The following is an 18790-nucleotide window of genomic DNA, read 5'->3' as shown; positions in this document are numbered from 1 at the left end:
TCCACGCGTCCGCCATCGCGCACCTCCATCCTGCCCCTAAAGACACAGGGCCAGGCTAGGCCTCGCGGTCCAATGAACATGCGAAAGATCCGTATGTGCCGGACATCGGCACACACGGATCATTTCATGGCACACCTATAACGAACCAGACTCACGTCTCAGCGGTCACCGTTACAGAGCGTCAGCCCCGGGTGTAGGAGCCCATCATCTGCACCTGCCCGGTGCCCTCCAGCACCTCGCCGACCTGCCAGGCCTCGACACCGCGACCGGCCAGATAGGCCATCGCGCGGTCCGCGTCGTCGGCCGAGACGACCGCGAACATGCCGACACCCATGTTGAAGGTGGCCTCCATCTCCGAGTCCTCGATCCGGCCCTTGGCCTGGATCAGGTCGAAGATCGGCTGCGGGCGCCAGGTGGACCGGTCCACCACGGCGTCCACGTGCTCGGGCAGGACCCGGACCAGGTTGCCGGGGATGCCGCCGCCGGTCACGTGCGAGAACGCCCGGACGTCGGTCTCCTCGATCAGGCCCAGGCAGTCCTTGGCGTAGATCTTGGTCGGGGTGAGCAGCTCCTCGCCCAGCGTGCGCGAGGTGCCGAAGTCGTCGACCACGGTGTCCAGGCGCATCCGGCCGGCGCCCAGCAGCACGTGCCGGACCAGCGAGTAACCGTTCGAGTGCAGGCCGGACGAGCGCATCGCGATCACCGCGTCGCCCACCTCGACCCGCTCCTTGCCGAGGATCTCGCTCTCCTCGACCACGCCGACACCGGTCGCCGAGACGTCGTACTCGTCGGGGCGCAGCACACCCGGGTGCTCGGCGGTCTCGCCACCGAGCAGGGCGCACCCCGCGTAGCGGCAGCCGTCGGCGATACCGGCGCCGATCTCGGCGATCTTGTCCGGCACGACCTCGCCGCAGGCGATGTAGTCGAGCAGGAACAGCGGCTCGGCGCCACAGGCCACCAGGTCGTCGACGACCATGGCGACCAGGTCGATGCCGATCGTGTCGTGGATGTCCAGCTGCTGCGCGATGACCAGCTTGGTGCCGACGCCGTCGGTGGACGAGGCCAGGATCGGGCTCTTGTACTTCGCCGTGTTCAGCCGGAACAGGCCGGAGAAGCCTCCCAGGTCACCCATCACCTCGGGCCGGGTGGTCTTCTTCACCTTGGACTTGAGCAGCTCGACGGCACGGTCACCGGCGTGGATCGAGACGCCCGCGTCCGCGTAGGTCGCGGCGCGCTTGCGCGGGCCCCGGCCGGCGCCGGCGGTCCACAGCTGTCGGTCGCCCTCGGATCCGGCATTGCGCTCGGACACGTGCGTCACGGTTCTCCCCTTAGCGGTTTCTTCAGAAACTGGAAAAGTCACGGGTGGTGCAGCGCCGTGGCGCCGCCCGGGCTGGCCACCAGCGGCGCCGGTGCCGGGTGGTCGTCCTGGTGCTCGCGGGCCTCGTAGTCGGTCTCGAGCTCGGCGACCGCCTCCGCCCGGCGGCTCACCCCCTCCAGCACGTGCTTGCCGATCAGATCGGCGGCCGGCAGCTCGATCGGGTACTCCCCGTCGAAGCAGGCCATGCAGAGCCGGGATTTCGGCTGCTCAGTGGACTGGACCAGGCCGTCCAGCGAGACGTAGCCCAGGCTGTCGGCGCCGATCGAGCGCCGGATCCCGTCGATCTCCAGACCGTTCGCGATCAGCTCGGCACGGGTGGCGAAGTCGATGCCGTAGAAGCACGGCCACTTCACCGGCGGCGACGAGATCCGGACGTGCACCTCCAGGGCGCCGGCCTCGCGCAGCATGCGGATCTGGGCGCGCTGGGTGTTGCCCCGCACGATCGAGTCGTCGACCACCACGATCCGCTTGCCCCGGACCACCTCGCGCAGCGGGTTCAGCTTCAGCCGGATGCCCAGCTGACGGATCGTCTGCGAGGGCTGGATGAAGGTGCGGCCGACATACGCGTTCTTCATGAAGCCGGCGCTGTACGGGATGCCGGACGCCTCGGCGTAGCCGATCGCCGCCGGGATGCCCGACTCCGGCACACCGATCACCAGGTCGGCCTCGGCCGGATGCTCCTTGGCCAGCTTGCGGCCCACCTCGACGCGCGCGGCGTAGATGTTGCGACCGGCGATCGTGGTGTCCGGGCGGGCGAGATACACGTACTCGAAGAGGCAGCCCTTGGGCTCCGGCGCGGCGAACCGGGTGGAGCGCAGGCCGTGCTCGTCGATCGCCAGGATCTCGCCGGGCTCGACCTCGCGGACGAAGCTGGCGCCGGTGATGTCCAGGGCGGCGGTCTCGCTGGCGACCACCCAGCCGTTCTCCATCCGGCCCAGGACCAGCGGGCGTACGCCCTGGGCGTCCCGGGCGGCGTACAGCGTGTGCTCGTCCATGAACACGAAGCTGAACGCCCCGCGCAGGGTGGGCAGCACCTCCATGGCGGCGGCCTCGACCGACAGGTCCGGCCGGCCGGCCAGCAGCGTGGTGACCAGCATGGTGTCCGAGGTGGCGTCACCGACCTCGAGGCCGCGGTCGGCGACCTCCTTGGCCAGCTCGGCGGTGTTCACCAGGTTGCCGTTGTGGGCCAGCGCGATGGTGGTGCCGGCCGTCGTGGCCCGGATCGTGGGCTGCGCGTTCTCCCAGGTGTTGCCACCGGTGGTGGAATAGCGCGCGTGGCCGATCGCGAGGTGGCCGCGAAGGCTGGCCAGCGTCGGCTCGTCGAAGACCTGGGAGACCAGGCCGACGTCCTTGTAGACCACGACCCCGGAGCCGTCGCTCACCGCGATGCCGGCGGCCTCCTGGCCCCGGTGCTGTAGAGCGTAGAGCCCGAAGTACGTGAGTTTGGCGACCTCTTCCTCGGGGGCCCAGACACCGAAGACACCACAGGCGTCCTGGGGGCCGCGTTCCTGGGGGTCGAGATCGTCGGTCAATCGGCCGTCGCCTCGGGGCACCTGCTCGCTCCCTCATGTCGGATCCGCCACGAACTGCTCGAAGCGCTGACCATCGCTGGTCTGCCCGAACTCCGCTCGCTCCGATCGCCCAGTGTACGCGAGCCCCCGGGACTCGGCCCCGGGCTCATTCCGGGGTCAGCGGCAGGAACTCGCTGAGATCGGTGCGGATTCCGCTGGCCCGCAGGCGTCCGTCGGCGACCGCTTCCGCCCATGCCAGGCGTCCGGTGGCCACCAGCAGCCAGGTGACCGGATCCGTCTCGACCACATTGGGCGGTGTGCCGCGGGTGTGGCGCGGGCCGGGCACGCACTGAATAGCGCCGAAAGGTGGAATTCGCACCTCCACCGATCGGCCAGGCGCGCGTCCGGACAACTCGGTCAGCAGTGCTCGGACCGCGTCACGCAGGACCGTTCGGTCAGGCTGGGTCCCGGCGTCCAGCGCGTCCAACGCCTTGGACACCGAGTCGGAATTATTGTGCGCAGGCGACATGTCGGGACGATACGACGCGGTTCACCGAGAACGGCACACGCCCCTGGGTCGCGCAAAAGGCGTGTGACAAGGCATAGTTGCCGACGGCGTACAAGTCGCGGGAGATCTGACGGGCAAGTAACCGGCGGAGCACGCGACACGGAAGGTGGTGGATGTGACAACGCACCTACGAGGCCGGGCTGCCCGGGCCGGTGCGTTCCTGGCACTGGTCGTGGGCTTGATGGCCGGCGTGCAGACGGCGGCTCTGGCAGCCCCGGGCGACGCCAGTGGCAACCTCACCGTCCAGGGGCAGGCCAACTCCGGGGAAAGTGTAACCGTTCAGTACACGGTTAGTAACCCCGGTACCGGAGCGGTCAAGTTCACCGTCAAGGCTGCCGGTGCCGACTGCGCGCCGTGCCCCACCGACAACGTCAGCGCCGGCGGCGGAACGTCGAACACGGCGAAGCTCCAGATGCCGACTGTCGCGGCGGGCCAGACCGCCTCGGTCTCGGTGACGCTGACCGCAGACGACGGCACCGGCCCGAAGACGATCGACGGCCCGAAGACCATCACGGTCAACGGACCGGCCGCGCCGACCACCACCCGGCAGGTCGCGGGCAAGATCAAGGACAGCACCGGCGCCGGACTCGCGGGCGCCAACGTCGGTCTCCAGGACAGCAAGGGTCACCAGTACCAGACCACCAGCAACGGTGACGGCGGCTTCTCCTTCACCTCCTCGGACGCCGCACCGATCGCGACCGGCTCGATCCTGATCGGCGCCAAGATGAAGGGTTACACCGGCGCGAGCGCCCGGGTGACCGGTACTGCCGGCAAAAGCGTCTCCGTCAGCATCACGTTGAAGTCGGCGACCGCCGCCTCGGCGTCGCCGACCGCCAACGCGAGCGCCGCGGCCAGCCTTCCGGCCGATGACGCCGGCACCGACGACGCGACCACCGACGCGGTCACCAACGCGGCCGGCACCCCGGCCGCCGACGCCTCGAAGACCTCGCACGACAGCGGCGGCAGCTCCTGGCTGCTGATCGTGATGGGCGGCCTGCTGGTCGCCGCGGGCGTCGGCGCGATGGTGCTGGTCTGGCTGCGCCGCAAGAACGCGGCCAAGGACGACGGCTCGGACACCGGCGTCGGCCTCGGCGGCTCGGGCGGCAACCGGCCCGGCCCCGGCGGCTACGGCGCCGGCGCGGACGCCACCCGGGTGGCCTCGCCCGTCGGCGGCGGCCGCGGCGCCGACGCGACCATGGTCGCCGGCGCCGGGATGGGCGCCGGTCAGGGCATGGGCGGCGGCGGTCTGGGCGACGCGCCCACGATGATCCACCGGCCGCCGGTCGAGGACGAGTTCCCCGACCCGTACGGCGCGCCGATGCCTCCGCAGGGCGGCTTCGTCGGCTCGAACAACAGCCAGTGGGACAACCAGGCCGGCGGCGGCAACTACGGCGGCGGCACGGCCGCGGCCGGAGCCGGAGCCGGTGGCAACTACGGCGGCGGCACGGCCGCGGCCGGAGCCGGTGGCAACTACGGCGGCGCCACCAGCGTGTACGGCGCGCAGCAGGGCGGCTACGACGACGCCCCGCAGCAGCGCTACGACGAGCGGACCGGGATGTATCAGCCGGACAACGGCGGGTACGAGGACCAGGGCGGCTACGGCGTGCAGGGTGGCTGGGACAACCACGCCGACAACGGCGGCGGGTACGGCCAGCAGCCGCAGGCCGGCGGCACCTACGGCGGCGGCACCTACGGCCAGCAGCAGGGCGGCTACGACCAGGGCGGTCAGCAGCAGGCCGGGTACGACCAGGGCGGCTACGGCCAGCCGGGTGGTTACGACCAGGGTGGCTACGGCCAGCAGCCGGGCGGCGGCTACGACCAGGGCGGCTACGGCCAGGAACAGCACGACCAGGGCAGCTACGGCCAGCAGCAGGGTTACGGCCAGCAGCAGGGCGGCAACTACGGCGGCCATCAGGGCGGCTACGAGCAGCAGCCGACCAGCGGCTACGGCCAGCCGCAGGGCCAGCAGCCGCAGGGCCAGCGCGGCGGCACGTACGGCCAGCAGGACCCGAACCGCCGCAACCGCGAGTGGGACGAGTGATCTGAACCGAAACGAAGAATGGCCCCGCGCGATGCGCGGGGCCATTCTTGTCGGTCCTACAGCGGCCCGCCCGGCTTCGGCTCGGTCAGCTCCAGCGTCACCGACCGGCCCTCGGCGGCCGGCTCAGCCCCGCCGAACAGCTTCGGCAGCGTGCCCGACCAGGCCGCCCGCAGCTCGTCCAGCGGAATCGTGAACTGTCCGGTCACCTCCAGGGCCGCGGCCTCGGTGGTGGTGCCGATCTTGGCGCACGGGACGCCCAGCTCGGCGGCGAGCGCCACGAAAGCCTTCTCGTGGCCCTGCGGCACGGACACCAGGACGCGCGCGGCCGACTCGCTGAACAGCCCGACGAAGGCGGACTCGACGGTCACCGACGCACCGGTGCCGTAGCGCAGGCAGCTCTCCACCAGGACCTGGGCCAGGCCGCCGTCGGAGAGGTCGTGCGCCGCGCTGACCAGCCCGGTCTGCGAGACGCGGGCCATCAGCCTGCCCAGGGTCTGCTCGGCCGCCAGGTCGACCTTGGGCGGACGCCCGCCGAGGTGGCCGTGGGTCACCCAGGCCCACTCGGAGCCGGACAGCTCCTCGCGGGTCTCGCCGAGCAGGAAGAGCAGCTCGCCGGCGGCCTTGAAGCCCATCGGGACGCGCCGGGTGACGTCGTCGAACAGGCCCATCACACCGACCACCGGGGTGGGGTGGATCGCCGCGGCGCCGGTCTGGTTGTAGAAGCTGACGTTGCCGCCGGTCACCGGGGTGCCCAGCTGCTGGCAGCCGTCCGCCAGGCCCTGCACGGCCCGGGCGAACTGCCACATGACCGCCGGGTCCTCGGGCGAGCCGAAGTTCAGGCAGTCGGTGACCGCGATCGGCTCGGCCCCGGTGACCGCGACGTTCCGGTACGCCTCGGCGAGTGCGAGCTTGGCGCCCTCGTACGGGTCGAGGCGGGCGAACCGGCCGTTGCCGTCGACCGACAGCGCCACGCCGAGGTTGGTCTGCTCGTCGAGCCGCAGCACGCCCGAGTCCTCCGGCTGGGCCAGCACGGTGTTGCCCAGCACGTACCGGTCGTACTGCTCGGTGACCCAGGTCTTGTCGCACAGGTTCGGCGAGGCGGCCATCCGCAGCACGGTTTCGCGCAGCTCGGCGCCGGTGGTGGGCCGGGGCAGCGTCTCGGCCCGGTCCGCCTGCAGCAGGATCAGGTCGGACGGCTCGCGCAGCGGCCGCTCGTAGATCGGGCCGTCGTCGGCGAGCGACCCCGGGGGCACGTCCACCACGACGTGGTCGTTCCACGTGATGTGCAGCCGGCCCGGGGTGCCGTCCTCGGCGCGCGGGGTGACCTCGCCGATCGCGGTGGCCCAGACGCCCCACTTCTCGGCGACCTTGAGGACCGCGTCGAGGTTCTCCGGGGTGACGATCAGGAGCATCCGCTCCTGCGACTCGCTGGCCAGGATCTCGGTCGGCGACATCGAGGCCTCGCGCAGCGGGACCCGTTCCAGCCAGACCCGCATGCCGGTGCCGGCGGCCGCCGCGGTCTCGGTGAGCGCGCAGGTCAGGCCGGCGCCGCCGAGGTCCTGGATGCCGGTGACCAGGCCGGCGTCGTACAGCTCCAGGCAGCTCTCGATCAGCAGTTTCTCCATGAACGGGTCGCCGACCTGGACCGACGGGCGGCGCTGCTCGGCCTCCTCGTCGAAGGTGGCGGACGCCAGCACGGAGACCCCGCCGATGCCGTCGCGACCGGTCCGGGCGCCCAGCAGCACGACGATGTTGCCGGTGCCGGTCGCCTCCTTCTTCTGCAGCCGCTCGACCGGCAGCACGCCGATGGAGAGCGCGTTGACCAGCGGGTTGCCCTGGTAACACGGGTCGAAGACGATCTCGCCGCCGATGTTCGGCAGGCCCAGGCAGTTGCCGTAGCCACCGATGCCGGCCACCACGCCGGGCAGCACGCGGGCGGTGTCCGGGTGGTCGTGGGCGCCGAAGCGCAGCGGGTCCATCACCGCGATCGGGCGGGCGCCCATCGCCAGGATGTCACGCACGATGCCGCCGACCCCGGTGGCCGCGCCCTGGTAGGGCTCGACGTAGCTGGGGTGGTTGTGCGACTCGACCTTGAAGGTGACCGCCAGGTCGTCGGAGACCTGCACGACGCCGGCGTTCTCGCCGATGCCGGCCAGCATCCGGGTGTTCTTCGGGACCTTGGCGACGAACTCGCGCAGGTGCACCTTGCTCGACTTGTACGAGCAGTGCTCACTCCACATGATCGAGTACATCGCCAGCTCGGACGCGGTGGGGCGCCGGCCGAGGATGTCCTTGATCTTCGCGTACTCGTCGTCCTTGAGCCCGAGCTCGGCGTACGGCTGCAGGTCGTCGGAGGTCTGCTCGGCCTTCTGCACGGTGTCCGGGCCGTCGGCGAAGCCCTCGGCCAGGACGTCGGTGGCGGCGAAGCCGGTCTTGTCCTGCGTGGTCACTGCTGTCCCCCTTGCGAGCCGCCCGCGGACGAACCCGCCAGGGCCCGCAGGACGGAGGTGAAGAAGCCGAGGCCGTCCAGCGACGGGCCGGTCAGCGCCTCCACGGCGTGTTCCGGGTGCGGCATGATGCCGACGACATTGCCGGCCTCGTTGGTGATCCCGGCGATGTCGCGCTGCGAACCGTTCGGGTTGCCGTTGATGTACCGCGCGATCACCCGCCCCTCGGCCTCGAGCCTGTCGAGGGTGGCCGGGTCGGCGACGAAGCAGCCCTCGCCGTTCTTGACCGGGATGAGGATCTCCTGGCCCGGCCGGAAGCCGTTGGTCCAGGCGGTGTTCGTGGCCTCGACCTTGAGCCACTGGTCCCGGTTGCGGAAGTGCAGGTGCTGGTTGCGGGTCAACGCGCCGGGCAGCAGGTGCGCCTCGCACAGGACCTGGAAACCGTTGCAGATGCCCAGCACGGGCAGGCCGCCGCGGGCCGCGTCGATGATCGACTCCATGACCGGAGCGAATCGCGCGATGGCGCCGCAGCGCAGATAGTCGCCGTAGGAAAAGCCGCCGGGCAGGACCACGGCGTCCACCCCGTGCAGATCCGGGTCCCCGTGCCAGAGGCGGACGGCCTCGGCGCCGGCGATCCGGGCGGCGCGGGCGGCGTCCCCGTCGTCCAGTGATCCAGGGAAGGTGACCACACCGATCCGCATGGTCAGGCGACCTCCGCCGCGCTCTCGACCCGGACCGTGTAGTCCTCGATCACCGGGTTGGCGAGCAGCTTGTCGGCGATCTCACGGGCCCGATCCAGGTCGGGTTCGCCATCGAATTCGATCTCGATCCGACGGCCGATGCGGACAGAGGAGACATCGGTGACGCCGAGCCGCGGCAGCGCATTCGCTACCGCCTGACCCTGCGGATCCAGGATCTCCGGCTTGAGCATGACGTCGACCACGACGCGAGCCACGGGCACTCCTGACTGATAGGTGTAAGCACGGAGGAGCCTACCTGGTCAACTGTTCACCCAGTTCAAAGGATGGGCGCGGGGGCGTAGCCGGCCGCCGCGGGGTGATGCTCGACGATCGCGGCGACCCGGTCGGCCACCGCGCGCACCTGAGCCGGCGCGGCGCCCACGAACGCCGCCCGGTCGGCGACCAGGGTGTCGATCTCGGCACGGGACAGCTGCAGCCGGCCGTCGTCGGCGAGCCGGTCGAAGAGGTCGTTGACCGCCACGCCCTTCTCCCGCATGGCCAGCGCCACGCCGACCGCGTGCTCCTTGATCACCTCGTGCGCGACCTCCCGGCCGACCCCCTTGCGCACCGAGGCGACCAGCAGCTTGGTGGTGGTCAGGAACGGCAGGAACCGGTCCAGCTCGCGGGCGATCACCGCGGGGTACGCCCCGAACTCGTCGAGGACCGTGAGGAACGTCTGGAACAGGCCGTCGGTGGCGAAGAACGCGTCCGGCAGGGCGACCCGGCGGACCACCGAGCAGGAGACGTCGCCCTCGTTCCACTGGTCGCCGGCCAGCTCGCCGACCATCGACAGGTAACCGCGGACGATCACGGCGAGGCCGTTGACCCGCTCCGACGAGCGGGTGTTCATCTTGTGCGGCATCGCCGACGAGCCGACCTGGCCCGGTTTGAAGCCCTCGGTGACCAGCTCCTGGCCGACCATCAGGCGGATCGTGGTGGCCAGTGAGGACGGCCCGGCCACGATCTGGGCCAGCGCGGAGACCACGTCGAAGTCGAGCGAGCGCGGGTAGACCTGGCCGACGCTGCTGAGCACCCGGGTGAAGCCGAGGTGCTCGGCGACCTTGGCCTCGAGCTGTTCGAAGTCGGCATACGACCCGTCGAGCAGGTCGAGCTGGTCGGCGGCGGTGCCGACCGGGCCCTTGATGCCGCGCAGCGGATAACGACCCAGAAGATCTTCCAGGCGTTCGTACGCGATGAGCAGCTCCTCGGTCGCCGAGGCGAAGCGCTTGCCCAGCGTGGTGGCCTGCGCCGCGACGTTGTGCGAGCGGCCGGTGATCACCAGGTCGGAATGCTCGACGGCGAGCGCGGCGAGGCGGGCCAGGGCGGCCACCACCCGGTCCCGGATCAGCTCCAGCGAGGCCCGGATCTGCAGCTGCTCGACGTTCTCGGTGAGGTCGCGGGAGGTCATTCCCTTGTGGATCTGCTCGAAGCCGGCGAGCTCGGAGAACTCCTCGATGCGCGCCTTCACGTCGTGCCGGGTGACCCGCTCGCGGGCCGCGATCGAGGCCAGGTCGACCTGGTCGAGCACCGACTCGTAGGCCTCGACGGCGCCGTCGGGCACCGCGACGCCCAGGTCACGCTGTGCCTTCAGGACGGCCAGCCAGAGCCGGCGCTCCATCCGGATCTTCTCCTCCGGCGACCAGAGGGTGACGAGTTCGGCGGAGGCGTAGCGGCTGGCAAGCACGTTCGGGATGGTCACGGCACCGATTCTCCCATCTCATCGGGCGGGCCCGGCTGGGGCTCCAGCTCGATCACCGCGACGGCCCGGATCGCGCCCGGGGTGCCCGGCGGGACAGCCGCGTCGCGCAGGTGCCGGACGGCCTCGGCGATGCGGTCCCGCGCGGCACGCCAGGCCGCGGGGTCGACCCAGACGTCCGTGGTGAGCCGCTGCGCCGCCGTGCACCGGTATCGCTTGGCCAGGCCGCCGCGGATCTTCTCCTCGCCGGCGGCCGCGATCAGGCCGCCGGCGGACAGGTGGCGCAGGTGGTAGCTGGCGTTGGCGTGGGTGATGCCGAGCGCGCGGGCGACGTCGGCGGCGGTCAGTTCGGCACCGGTGAGCAGCGACATGATGCGCAACCGCACCGGATGGGCGAGCGCACGCAGCGAAGCATCCCCCAAAGACATGGTGGACAGCCTAGGAGACGGCCCGGTTGACCGTCCAACATTTGTTTGAGAGTGGCAGACTGCACGAAAAGGCGGCATTCTCGCTAAGGTTACTGGCGAGTAGGTTCGACGTTCATTCCGAAAGGTCCACTGATGACTGAATTCAACCCCGAGTCGCTCTCCTCGATCGGCCCGAAGGAGTTCGCTCAGCTGGTCAAGTCCACCCCGGATGCCAGGCTCGGCGAGGTCATGGCGTCGGACGCGCGCGGCAAGATCCTCGACGAGGTCTTCAACCGGATGCCCACGCTGTTCCGCGCGGAGAAGGCCGGCGACGCCCAGGCCGTCATCCACTGGATCATCACCGGGCCGAACGGCCTCTCCAACCCGTACGAGACCGTGATCGAGAACGGTCAGTGCACGGTCACGAACGAGCCGGTCCGCGACCCGAAGCTGGCCATGACCATGGACGCCGTGACGTTCCTCAAGGTCGTGGCGGGCGACGGCAACCCGATGATGCTGTTCATGACCGGCAAGATCAAGGCGAAGGGCGACCTGTCGCTGGCCGCCAACATCGCCAAGCTGTTCGACATCCCCAAGGGCTGATCAACCCCCAGAACCCTGATTGCTGAGTACGTCGTGAGCACCCACGCCGCGGCTCAACGGCGCCGCAGAGGCACGGCGGCCGTGCTCACGACGTACACCAGCCAGGGTCTAGATCTTGATCTGGCCGTTGAGCGCGCGCAGCGCGATGTCGGTGCGGAACTGGGCGCCGTCCAGCGCGACGCCGTCGACCAGGGCATACGCCGCCTCGCGGGCGGCCGCGAGGTCGACCCCGGTGGCCGTCACGCTGAGCACCCGGCCACCGGCCGAGACAAGGTCACCATCGGCGTTGCGGGCCGTGCCGGCGTGGATCACGCCGGGGACCTCGGCGCCGGTGATCACATCGCCGGTGCGCGGCGTGCCGGGGTAGTTGTGGCTCGCCACGACGACCGTGATCGCCGCGCCGTCGTGCCAGGTCAGCGGCGGGTGCTCGGCCAGCGTGCCGGTGGCGGCGGCGGTCAGCAGACCGGCCAGCGGGGTGGCCAGCAGGGCCAGCACCACCTGCGTCTCCGGGTCGCCGAAGCGCGCGTTGAATTCGATGACCTTGGGGCCGTCCGGGGTGAGCGCGAGGCCCACGTAGAGCAGTCCGGCGAACGGCGTGCCGCGCCGGCGCATCTCGGCGAGGGTCGGCTCGACCGTCTCCCGCAGGACACGCTCGGTGAGGTCGGCCGGGGCCCAGTCGAGGGGCGCGTAGGCACCCATGCCACCGGTGTTCGGGCCCTCGTCGTCGTTGAGCAGGCGCTTGAAGTCCTGCGCCGGCATCAGCGGAGCGACCGCGGTGCCGTCGGTGATGACGAAGAGTGACACCTCGGGACCGGGGAGGAACTCCTCGATGACCACCTTGCCGCACTCCGCGGCGTGCCGCTCGGCGGCCTCGCGGTCGTCGGTGACGACGACGCCCTTGCCGGCGGCCAGACCATCATTTTTCACGACATAAGGGGCACCGAACGTGTCCAGCGCCGCGCTCACCTCGGCGGCCGACTCGCAGGCTGCCGAGCGCGCGGTCGGCACCCCGGCCGCCGCCATCACCTCGTTGGCGAACGCCTTCGAACCCTCCAGCCGCGCGGCGGCGGCGGACGGGCCGAAACAGGCGATGCCCTTGGCGCGGACCGCGTCGGCGACCCCGGAGACCAGCGGCGCCTCCGGCCCGATCACCACCAGGTCGGCGCTCAGCTCGGTGGCGAGCGCCGCGACCGCGGCCGGATCGGTAGCGGTCACCGGATGGATCTCGGCGACCTGGGCGATGCCGGGGTTGCCCGGCGCGGCGGCCAGGAACTCGACGGACGGGTCGGCGGCCAGGCCGATGGCGAGCGCGTGCTCGCGCCCACCGGAGCCGATCAGAAGTACGCGCACGACGGCCAATCCTACGTCCAGTAAACTTCGGCAGTACCCGGGCTCCTCCGAGGTACGACCTTCGGGAAGGGCATACCTCCAGTGCCGGTGATCGTGTTGGTCGGCGCCCAGTGGGGCGACGAGGGCAAGGGCAAAGCCACGGACCTGCTGGGCGACCGGCTCGACTACGTGGTGAAGTTCAACGGCGGTAACAACGCGGGCCACACCGTCGTCATCGACGGCGAGAAGTACGCGCTGCACCTGCTCCCGAGCGGGATCCTCTCCCCGAACGTCGTGCCGGTGATCGGTAACGGTGTCGTCGTCGACCTCAACGTGCTGTTCCAGGAGATCGACGGACTGGAAGCCCGCGGCATCGACACCTCCCGGCTGCGGGTCAGCGCCAACGCGCACGTGATCGCGTCGTACAACCGCTCGCTCGACAAGGTCTCCGAACGCTTCCTCGGCGCCCGCCGGATCGGCACCACCGGCCGCGGCATCGGCCCCACCTACGCCGACAAGATGAACCGGGTCGGCATCCGGGTGCAGGACCTCTTCGACGAGTCGATCCTGCGGCAGAAGGTGACCGCCGCCCTCGCCTTCAAGAACCAGGTCCTGTCGAAGATCTACAACCGCAGCGCGGTCAAGGCCGAGGACGTCGTCCAGGAACTGCTGTCCTACGTCGACCGGCTCCGGCCGTACGTCGCGGACACCGCCCTGGAGCTCTCCCAGGCCCTGGACGCCGGCAAGGTCGTGCTCTGCGAGGCCGGCCAGGCCACCCTGCTCGACGTCGACCACGGCACCTACCCGTTCGTGACCAGCTCGAACGCGACCTCGGGCGGTGCCTGCACCGGTTCCGGCATCCCGCCCACCCGGATCGACCGGGTGGTCGCCGTACTCAAGGCGTTCACCAGCCGGGTCGGCGAGGGCCCCTTCCCCACCGAGCTGCACGACAAGTGGGGCGACTACCTGCGTGAGGTCGGTCACGAATACGGCACCACCACCGGCCGCCCCCGCCGGATCGGCTGGCTCGACCTGGTCATCGGCCGGTACGCGACTCGGATCAACGGCGTCACCGACTTCGCGATGACCAAACTGGACAACTACGACGGCCTCGACGAGATCCCGGTCTGCGTGGCGTACGACGTGAACGGTGTCCGGCACGACGAGATGCCGGTCAACCAGACCGACTTCCACCACGCCAAGCCGATCTACGAGACGCTGCCCGGCTGGAAACAGGACATCTCCGGCTGCCGCAAGTTCGAGGAGCTTCCCCGCGAGGCGCAGGACTTCGTCGAGTTCGTCGAGGCCCGGATCGGCGCCCGGATCTCGATCGTCGGCGTCGGCCCGGGCCGCGAAGCGGTCATCGAGCGGCACTCGGTGCTCGGCGAGGCGTAGGCATGGTCGACGTCGTGCTGCTCAGCCTGGCCGAGGGATCAGGCGACTCGTGTGGCTCCGGGTGCGGCGGCTGCACCGCGGTCTGCGCCACCCCGCGCACCCCGGTGCTCGCCTGCGCCGACGTACTGCGGAACGCCGGCGCCACGGTGGAGACCGTGCTCGCCGGCTCCGATCAGGAGATCGACGCGGTGCTGGCCCGGTTCGACGGCCCGGCCCGGCCCGACGGGCTGACCTGGCCGTCCCTGAACTCGCCGGCCCGCCTGGTCATCGCGGTCGCCACCGACGGCCAACTCCGGGCGGTCGTACGCCGGATGGTGCGGCGCTGGGCACCGGCCCCCAGCAAACGCCCCGCCGACCTGGAAGCCACCCGGACCGTGCCGGACCTGCCGCCGGTCGCGATCCTGCCGCTCGACCCGGGCAGCACCACCGATCTGGCCGCCCAGCTCGGCCTGCCGCGCACCCCGGCGGACGTGGCGAACGCCGTGCTCTCCGGTGCCGTGCGCCGGCTCGACCTGCTGCGCAACGACGGCGGCTCGGTGACGCTCGACGGAGCGCTGCTCGGCGGCGCCGACGACAACGGCGCGGCGGTGCCGTGGCGCGGGCGCGTCGAGGTCGACGACAGCGTGCTCAGCGAGGGCGAGGAACCGATCCTGGCCTGCGTGATCGGCAACGGCGGCGGCTACGCCGAATTCGACGGGCTGCGACTGCTGGCCGAGGGCAACCCTACGGACGGCCGGGTCGAGGTGGCCGTGGCGGTGCCGGTGGTGGTGAAACAGCGGTTCCGCGGGACCCGGGTGCGCGTCGAGGTGCGGCGGGCCCGCGGCCGGGCCGTCTCGGTGCTGCCCCGGGAGGGGGAACTGCAGTTCCTCGACGACGGGGTGGCGGGGTCGACGACCCGGAAACGGTCCTGGTGGACCGAGGCCGGGGCGTGGGCGGTGTACGCCTAGTCACGACGTCGCGGTGCACGGTGCCTCGGATCCGGGGAACCGCAGCCGGTCGACCTGCGTCCCATCGCCGGCCGCCTGCGCAATGCCGGCGCCGCGCGGTGGGTGAGACAGAGGGGTGCAACGGATGCCGGACATGGCTGGCGAGATACGACGAGCGGGGATCGCCTTGGCCGGCTGTACCGCGGCCCTGCTGGCCGGCTGTGCCGGCGGCACCGCCGAGCCGCCGGTGGCCGGCCCGCTCGCCTCCCCGGTGCCGATGTCACGCACCGGTTCCATCCCGGCCGACGCCATGCGGCCCGCCGGTACCCCGCAGATCAACGACCGGTGGACGTCGTGCGCGGCGGCGTTCCCCGCGACGTCGTCGGTGCCCTCGTCGTACCGGATTCCGCGCTACGACCCGTCCTTCACGGCGGTCAGCGTCATCATGTGCGTCGACGCGGGCGGCGGCACCGTGCGCGAACGCCGCACCGGCGACGTGGGGCCGGTTCTTGCCGCGTTGCAACTGCCCGACATCCCGCCCCTGGACCCCGACCGCTGCACCGCCGACGGCGAGATCCCCATGGAACTGGTCCTGCTCGATGCCCGGGGGCGTTGGGTGCGTCCGGGGGTACCCGCTGACGTGGTCTGCGCGAAGAGGCGTCCGGAGGTTCAGCAGGCCCTGCACCGGAGCGGCCTCGCCTAGGCCGCACCCCGGCGATCGGTGATCACCGGGGTGCGGTGGCACTCGCTACCGGTCTGCTAGGAGAGCGCGTCGGCGGCGGCCGGGTCGCTGTCGCGCAGGAACTGGGCGCAGCGGGCGGCCTCGTCGGCCTCGCCGATCACGGCGGCCGCCTGGGACAGCACGTGCAGGCAGCGGAGGAAGCCCTGGTTCGGCTCGTGCGACCAGGGCACCGGGCCGTGGCCCTTCCAGCCGTTGCGGCGCAGTGCGTCCAGGCCCCGGTGGTAGCCGGTGCGGGCATAGGCATAAGCGGTCACCGGCTCGCCGGCGGCGAGGGCGGCGGCGGCCAGCGGGGCCCAGACCGCGCTGTAGGCCGGGTATTTCGCCGCGACCGCCTTGGACGCCTCGTCGGTGCCGGCGGTCGCGGCGGCGGCGAGGGCCTGGTCGGCTTCGGCGTCGGCCGGGAGTCGGGTGGCCGGCGGCTCGGGAAGGAGGTTCTGCATGAACCCATTCTTTCAGCCCCGGTCGCGCCCCACGGTCAGTCCCAGGTGGTGCCCAGCTTGAGGAGGCGGTCCGCGTACTCGATCTGCGTCTGCCAGCCGGCCGGCCAGGCGCCGAGGCCGAGCGCGGCGCCGGCGAACGCGCCGGCCAGGCAGGCGATCGAGTCGGAGTCGCCGGACGAGGCGGCGGCCCGGCCGAGCACCGCGACCGGCTCGTCCGGCGAGATCAGGTAGCAGTAGAGCGCGGTGGCCAGCGCCTCCTCGGCGATCCAGCCGGCGCCGGTGACCAGGCACGGATCGCCCTCGGAGGATCCGGTCGCGAGCCCGGCCGCGACCGCATCCAGGGCGGCCGCACACTCGTCCCAGCCGCGGGCGATGAACTCCTCCGGCGAGTCGACCAGCGGCCGCCGCCACAGCTCACCGAGCCACTCGCCGCGGTAGATCTTGCGCTGCTCGTCGCAGCGGTCCCGGAGGGCGCCGAGCAGGTGCGCCGGCGCAAGGCCGCCACGAAGCCAATGGACGGCGTACGCCGTGAGCTCACTCGCCGCGAGCGCGGTCGGATGCCCGTGCGTCATCCCGGCCTGCAACTGGGCGATGCCCGCCCGCTGGTCGTCGGTCAGGCCGGGAACCAGGCCGACCGGGGTGACCCGCATGTTCGCCCCGCAGCCCTTGGAGCCGGTCTGGGTGGCCTGGATCCACGGCCGGCCGTCGGCCAGCGCGCCGATCGACCGCAGACACGTCATCCCCGGGGCACGGTCGTTCTCCGGGCTGTACGCCCAGGCCATGAAGCGGCGGCGGAGCACCGGCTCCAGCCGGCCCGGGGTGGGGACGCGCACCTCCAGCAGCGCCTCGCCGACCGCCAGCGCCATCTGGGTGTCGTCGGTGACCAGGGCCGGCTCGCCGTGCAACTGACGCGGCCCCGCGGGGCCGTATCGGGACACGATCGCCGAGTAGTCCATGAACTCGGTGGGCTTGCCCAGGGCATCGCCGTAGGCCAGCCCGAACATCGATCCCGACGCAGCACGCATGGTGCAACTCTAGGTTCCCCGTTGTTCATCGCGCATCAATGGCCGGCGTGCGGATTTCCCGGCGTGAATACCGACGGGCGGGGTGTGCGTTCGCCGCTCGCACGACGGGAGCACCATGGAGGCATGCCGGATCCGCTACAGCCGGTGCTCGGCGGCGATGCGCCGTTCGACGCCACCGAGTTCGAGATCGAGTCTCGCGAGGAGCTCGACACCCACCTCGTCAAGAACACCCTGGCCGGGCTGATCGTTCTCGGTCTTCGTCTCGACCGCAATCCCCCCGACCTGTCCACTGTCGACGTGCGGGACACCCTGTTCGTCGGGTGCCGGCTGGTCTCCCCCGAGGTCGAGGTCGACCTGATCCGCCGCGGCGCGCACATCGTGCCGCCGTTCAGCACCCTGCCCTACCCGACGCATCCGGCGCTGCTCTACACCCCCGACGACCTGGCCGCCGGATTCGCCGAGGGCGGCTTCGCCGGGATGTACGACACCGTCGTCTACCGGCATTTCGTGGCACGTGGCGGGGCGGTGCCGGACGTCCGTGAGGCGCTGGCGCAGCGGCTGCACGACGCCGGGATCGACAATGCGCTGGGCAAGGCGCTGTCCGCGTGGGCGGCCACGCACGGCACGGCCGGCCCGGTGGGGATCATGGGCGGTCATGCCGAGGCGCGCGGGTCGCAGGCGTACCGGATGGCCGCGACGCTGGCCCGGCGGCTGGCCAAGGGCGGGCGGCTGATCGTCACCGGCGGTGGCCCGGGCGTGATGGAGGCGGCCAATCTGGGAGCGTATTTCGCGTCCCGCACCGAGCGGGAGATGGCCGCGGCGATCGACATGCTGGTGCCCGCACCCGACTTCCGTGACCACGACCCGTACACCGCGGCGGCGCTCGGCGTCCGGGCCACCTACCCGCTGCCGGCCGTCGACCTCGCCGACCGGTTGCGGTACGGCGGGCTGGCACTGCCGACCTGGCTCTACGGCCACGAGCCGGCCAACCTGTTCGCCGGGCAGATCGGCAAGTACTTCTCCAACGCCGTGCGGGAGGATTCGATCCTGCGGCTGTCCCGGGGCGGAATCGTCTTCGCGCCCGGCTGGGCCGGGACGGTGCAGGAGGTGTTCCAAGCGGCGACCAAGACGTTCTACCGCACCGACGGGCCGTCCGGGGCGTTCGTCTTCCTCGGCGCCGACCACTGGGCCAAGCTGCCGGTGGTGGACCTGCTGGGCACCCTGCTGGCCCGTTCCCCGCACGGCGACCAGTCCGGCCTGATCCTCGTCACCGACTCCCTCGACGAGGCGATGACCGCCCTCACCACCTGACGCCCGCCGCGCCCGCTTCCGATTGTCGAGCCGGCTGATGTTCTTCGTTCTCCTCCGCACGGTCCCGATGATCATCGTGGTCGCCACCCTGGCCGTCCGGCGCCGCCGCAACAGCGGCGACCCGGATTACCACGGTCCGGCGTCGACCGGCTACGAAAGCGGCGCGACGCGGTTCTACGGCGCCACCGGCAGCAACGGCTGACCCGGGGCCCTGCCCGCCGGGGCGGGCCC

Annotated in this window: 18 protein-coding genes; 7 read left to right on the top strand and 11 right to left on the bottom strand. The window is 71.4% G+C overall.

Features of this window, described 5'->3' with window-relative positions; genetic code table 11:
* Positions 1 to 181: 181 nt before the first annotated feature.
* The 3 genes from purM to ACSP50_RS00610 form a co-directional block, all read right to left on the bottom strand.
* The gene (purM, locus tag ACSP50_RS00620; RefSeq protein WP_014687215.1) at positions 182 to 1318 is read right to left on the bottom strand and encodes a phosphoribosylformylglycinamidine cyclo-ligase; all 1137 of its coding nucleotides are present in this window, start codon (positions 1316 to 1318) and stop codon (positions 182 to 184) included.
* A gap of 38 nt (positions 1319 to 1356) precedes the next feature.
* The gene (gene purF / locus ACSP50_RS00615) at positions 1357 to 2931 is read right to left on the bottom strand and encodes an amidophosphoribosyltransferase (RefSeq protein ID WP_014687214.1); all 1575 of its coding nucleotides are present in this window, start codon (positions 2929 to 2931) and stop codon (positions 1357 to 1359) included.
* Between the two features lie 124 nt (positions 2932 to 3055).
* A complete protein-coding gene (locus tag ACSP50_RS00610) occupies positions 3056 to 3418 on the bottom strand; it encodes a sterol carrier family protein (protein ID WP_014687213.1) in 363 nt (120 codons plus the stop codon).
* A 154-nt stretch (positions 3419 to 3572) separates the two neighbouring features.
* On the opposite strand from ACSP50_RS00610, the gene ACSP50_RS00605 reads away from it, so the two are divergent.
* The gene (locus tag ACSP50_RS00605; protein ID WP_155123418.1) at positions 3573 to 5498 is read left to right on the top strand and encodes a carboxypeptidase-like regulatory domain-containing protein; all 1926 of its coding nucleotides are present in this window, start codon (positions 3573 to 3575) and stop codon (positions 5496 to 5498) included.
* Positions 5499 to 5554: 56 nt separating this feature from the next.
* Here ACSP50_RS00605 and purL read toward each other — a convergent pair whose 3' ends face one another.
* The 5 genes from purL to ACSP50_RS00580 all read right to left on the bottom strand — a co-directional run bounded on the left by purL (position 5555) and on the right by ACSP50_RS00580 (position 10809).
* Complete coding sequence (purL, locus tag ACSP50_RS00600; RefSeq protein ID WP_014687211.1) at positions 5555 to 7948, bottom strand: phosphoribosylformylglycinamidine synthase subunit PurL; 2394 nt, start codon at positions 7946 to 7948, stop codon at positions 5555 to 5557.
* Entirely contained in the window at positions 7945 to 8652 is a 708-nt protein-coding gene (gene purQ / locus ACSP50_RS00595; RefSeq protein WP_043510593.1) for a phosphoribosylformylglycinamidine synthase subunit PurQ, read from the bottom strand. Before purQ ends, purL begins: the two co-directional genes overlap by 4 nt.
* Positions 8649 to 8900, bottom strand: coding sequence for a phosphoribosylformylglycinamidine synthase subunit PurS (gene purS / locus ACSP50_RS00590; protein WP_014687209.1), 252 nt, complete (start codon positions 8898 to 8900; stop codon positions 8649 to 8651). Before purS ends, purQ begins: the two co-directional genes overlap by 4 nt.
* 62 nt (positions 8901 to 8962) lie before the next feature.
* On the bottom strand, positions 8963 to 10384 hold the full coding sequence (gene purB, locus ACSP50_RS00585) for an adenylosuccinate lyase (RefSeq protein WP_014687208.1): 1422 nt from the start codon (positions 10382 to 10384) through the stop codon (positions 8963 to 8965).
* Positions 10381 to 10809: a helix-turn-helix domain-containing protein gene (locus ACSP50_RS00580; protein WP_014687207.1), complete on the bottom strand. Its 429-nt coding sequence runs from the start codon at positions 10807 to 10809 to the stop codon at positions 10381 to 10383. Before ACSP50_RS00580 ends, purB begins: the two co-directional genes overlap by 4 nt.
* Before the next feature lie 132 nt (positions 10810 to 10941).
* Here ACSP50_RS00580 and ACSP50_RS00575 point away from each other — a divergent pair, with 132 nt between their 5' ends.
* Entirely contained in the window at positions 10942 to 11391 is a 450-nt protein-coding gene (locus ACSP50_RS00575; protein WP_014687206.1) for an SCP2 sterol-binding domain-containing protein, read from the top strand.
* 108 nt (positions 11392 to 11499) lie between these two features.
* Here the strand turns inward: ACSP50_RS00575 and purD are convergent, their stop codons facing one another.
* Positions 11500 to 12741, bottom strand: coding sequence for a phosphoribosylamine--glycine ligase (purD, locus tag ACSP50_RS00570; RefSeq protein ID WP_014687205.1), 1242 nt, complete (start codon positions 12739 to 12741; stop codon positions 11500 to 11502).
* An 81-nt stretch (positions 12742 to 12822) separates the two neighbouring features.
* On the opposite strand from purD, the gene ACSP50_RS00565 reads away from it, so the two are divergent.
* The 3 genes from ACSP50_RS00565 (at position 12823) to ACSP50_RS00555 (ending at position 15744) form a co-directional block, all read left to right on the top strand.
* A complete protein-coding gene (locus ACSP50_RS00565; RefSeq protein ID WP_014687204.1) occupies positions 12823 to 14115 on the top strand; it encodes an adenylosuccinate synthase in 1293 nt (430 codons plus the stop codon).
* Positions 14116 to 14117: 2 nt separating this feature from the next.
* Entirely contained in the window at positions 14118 to 15062 is a 945-nt protein-coding gene (locus tag ACSP50_RS00560; protein ID WP_014687203.1) for a diacylglycerol kinase family protein, read from the top strand.
* 124 nt (positions 15063 to 15186) lie between these two features.
* On the top strand, positions 15187 to 15744 hold the full coding sequence (locus ACSP50_RS00555) for a hypothetical protein (RefSeq protein WP_014687202.1): 558 nt from the start codon (positions 15187 to 15189) through the stop codon (positions 15742 to 15744).
* Between the two features lie 56 nt (positions 15745 to 15800).
* On the opposite strand, the gene ACSP50_RS00550 is transcribed toward ACSP50_RS00555, so the two are convergent.
* Together ACSP50_RS00550 and ACSP50_RS00545 are read right to left on the bottom strand one after the other, a co-directional pair.
* On the bottom strand, positions 15801 to 16223 hold the full coding sequence (locus ACSP50_RS00550; protein ID WP_014687201.1) for a DUF3151 domain-containing protein: 423 nt from the start codon (positions 16221 to 16223) through the stop codon (positions 15801 to 15803).
* Positions 16224 to 16258: 35 nt separating this feature from the next.
* Complete coding sequence (locus tag ACSP50_RS00545) at positions 16259 to 17248, bottom strand: ADP-ribosylglycohydrolase family protein (RefSeq protein WP_014687200.1); 990 nt, start codon at positions 17246 to 17248, stop codon at positions 16259 to 16261.
* Positions 17249 to 17371: 123 nt separating this feature from the next.
* On the opposite strand from ACSP50_RS00545, the gene ACSP50_RS00540 reads away from it, so the two are divergent.
* Positions 17372 to 18559, top strand: coding sequence for an LOG family protein (locus ACSP50_RS00540; protein ID WP_014687199.1), 1188 nt, complete (start codon positions 17372 to 17374; stop codon positions 18557 to 18559).
* A gap of 37 nt (positions 18560 to 18596) precedes the next feature.
* Positions 18597 to 18761 carry a hypothetical protein gene (locus ACSP50_RS41430; RefSeq protein ID WP_014687198.1) on the top strand — a complete coding sequence of 55 codons (165 nt, stop codon included), beginning with the start codon at positions 18597 to 18599 and terminating at the stop codon, positions 18759 to 18761.
* Positions 18762 to 18790 lie beyond the last annotated feature (29 nt).

Source organism: Actinoplanes sp. SE50/110 (assembly GCF_900119315.1).
Classification (GTDB): Bacteria; Actinomycetota; Actinomycetes; order Mycobacteriales; family Micromonosporaceae; genus Actinoplanes.
Note: the sequence above shows the minus strand (reverse complement) of the source record. Positions and strands in the feature narration are given on the sequence as shown.

Coding starts and splice junctions, on each gene's coding strand:
- ACSP50_RS00610 (WP_014687213.1), bottom strand. CDS start 3,418: ATGTCGCCTGCGCACAATAATTCCGACTCGGTGTCCAAGGCGTTGGAC.
- ACSP50_RS00580 (WP_014687207.1), bottom strand. CDS start 10,809: ATGTCTTTGGGGGATGCTTCGCTGCGTGCGCTCGCCCATCCGGTGCGG.
- ACSP50_RS00575 (WP_014687206.1), top strand. CDS start 10,942: ATGACTGAATTCAACCCCGAGTCGCTCTCCTCGATCGGCCCGAAGGAG.
- ACSP50_RS00560 (WP_014687203.1), top strand. CDS start 14,118: ATGGTCGACGTCGTGCTGCTCAGCCTGGCCGAGGGATCAGGCGACTCG.
- ACSP50_RS00555 (WP_014687202.1), top strand. CDS start 15,187: ATGCCGGACATGGCTGGCGAGATACGACGAGCGGGGATCGCCTTGGCC.
- ACSP50_RS00550 (WP_014687201.1), bottom strand. CDS start 16,223: ATGCAGAACCTCCTTCCCGAGCCGCCGGCCACCCGACTCCCGGCCGAC.
- ACSP50_RS00545 (WP_014687200.1), bottom strand. CDS start 17,248: ATGCGTGCTGCGTCGGGATCGATGTTCGGGCTGGCCTACGGCGATGCC.
- ACSP50_RS00540 (WP_014687199.1), top strand. CDS start 17,372: ATGCCGGATCCGCTACAGCCGGTGCTCGGCGGCGATGCGCCGTTCGAC.
- ACSP50_RS41430 (WP_014687198.1), top strand. CDS start 18,597: ATGTTCTTCGTTCTCCTCCGCACGGTCCCGATGATCATCGTGGTCGCC.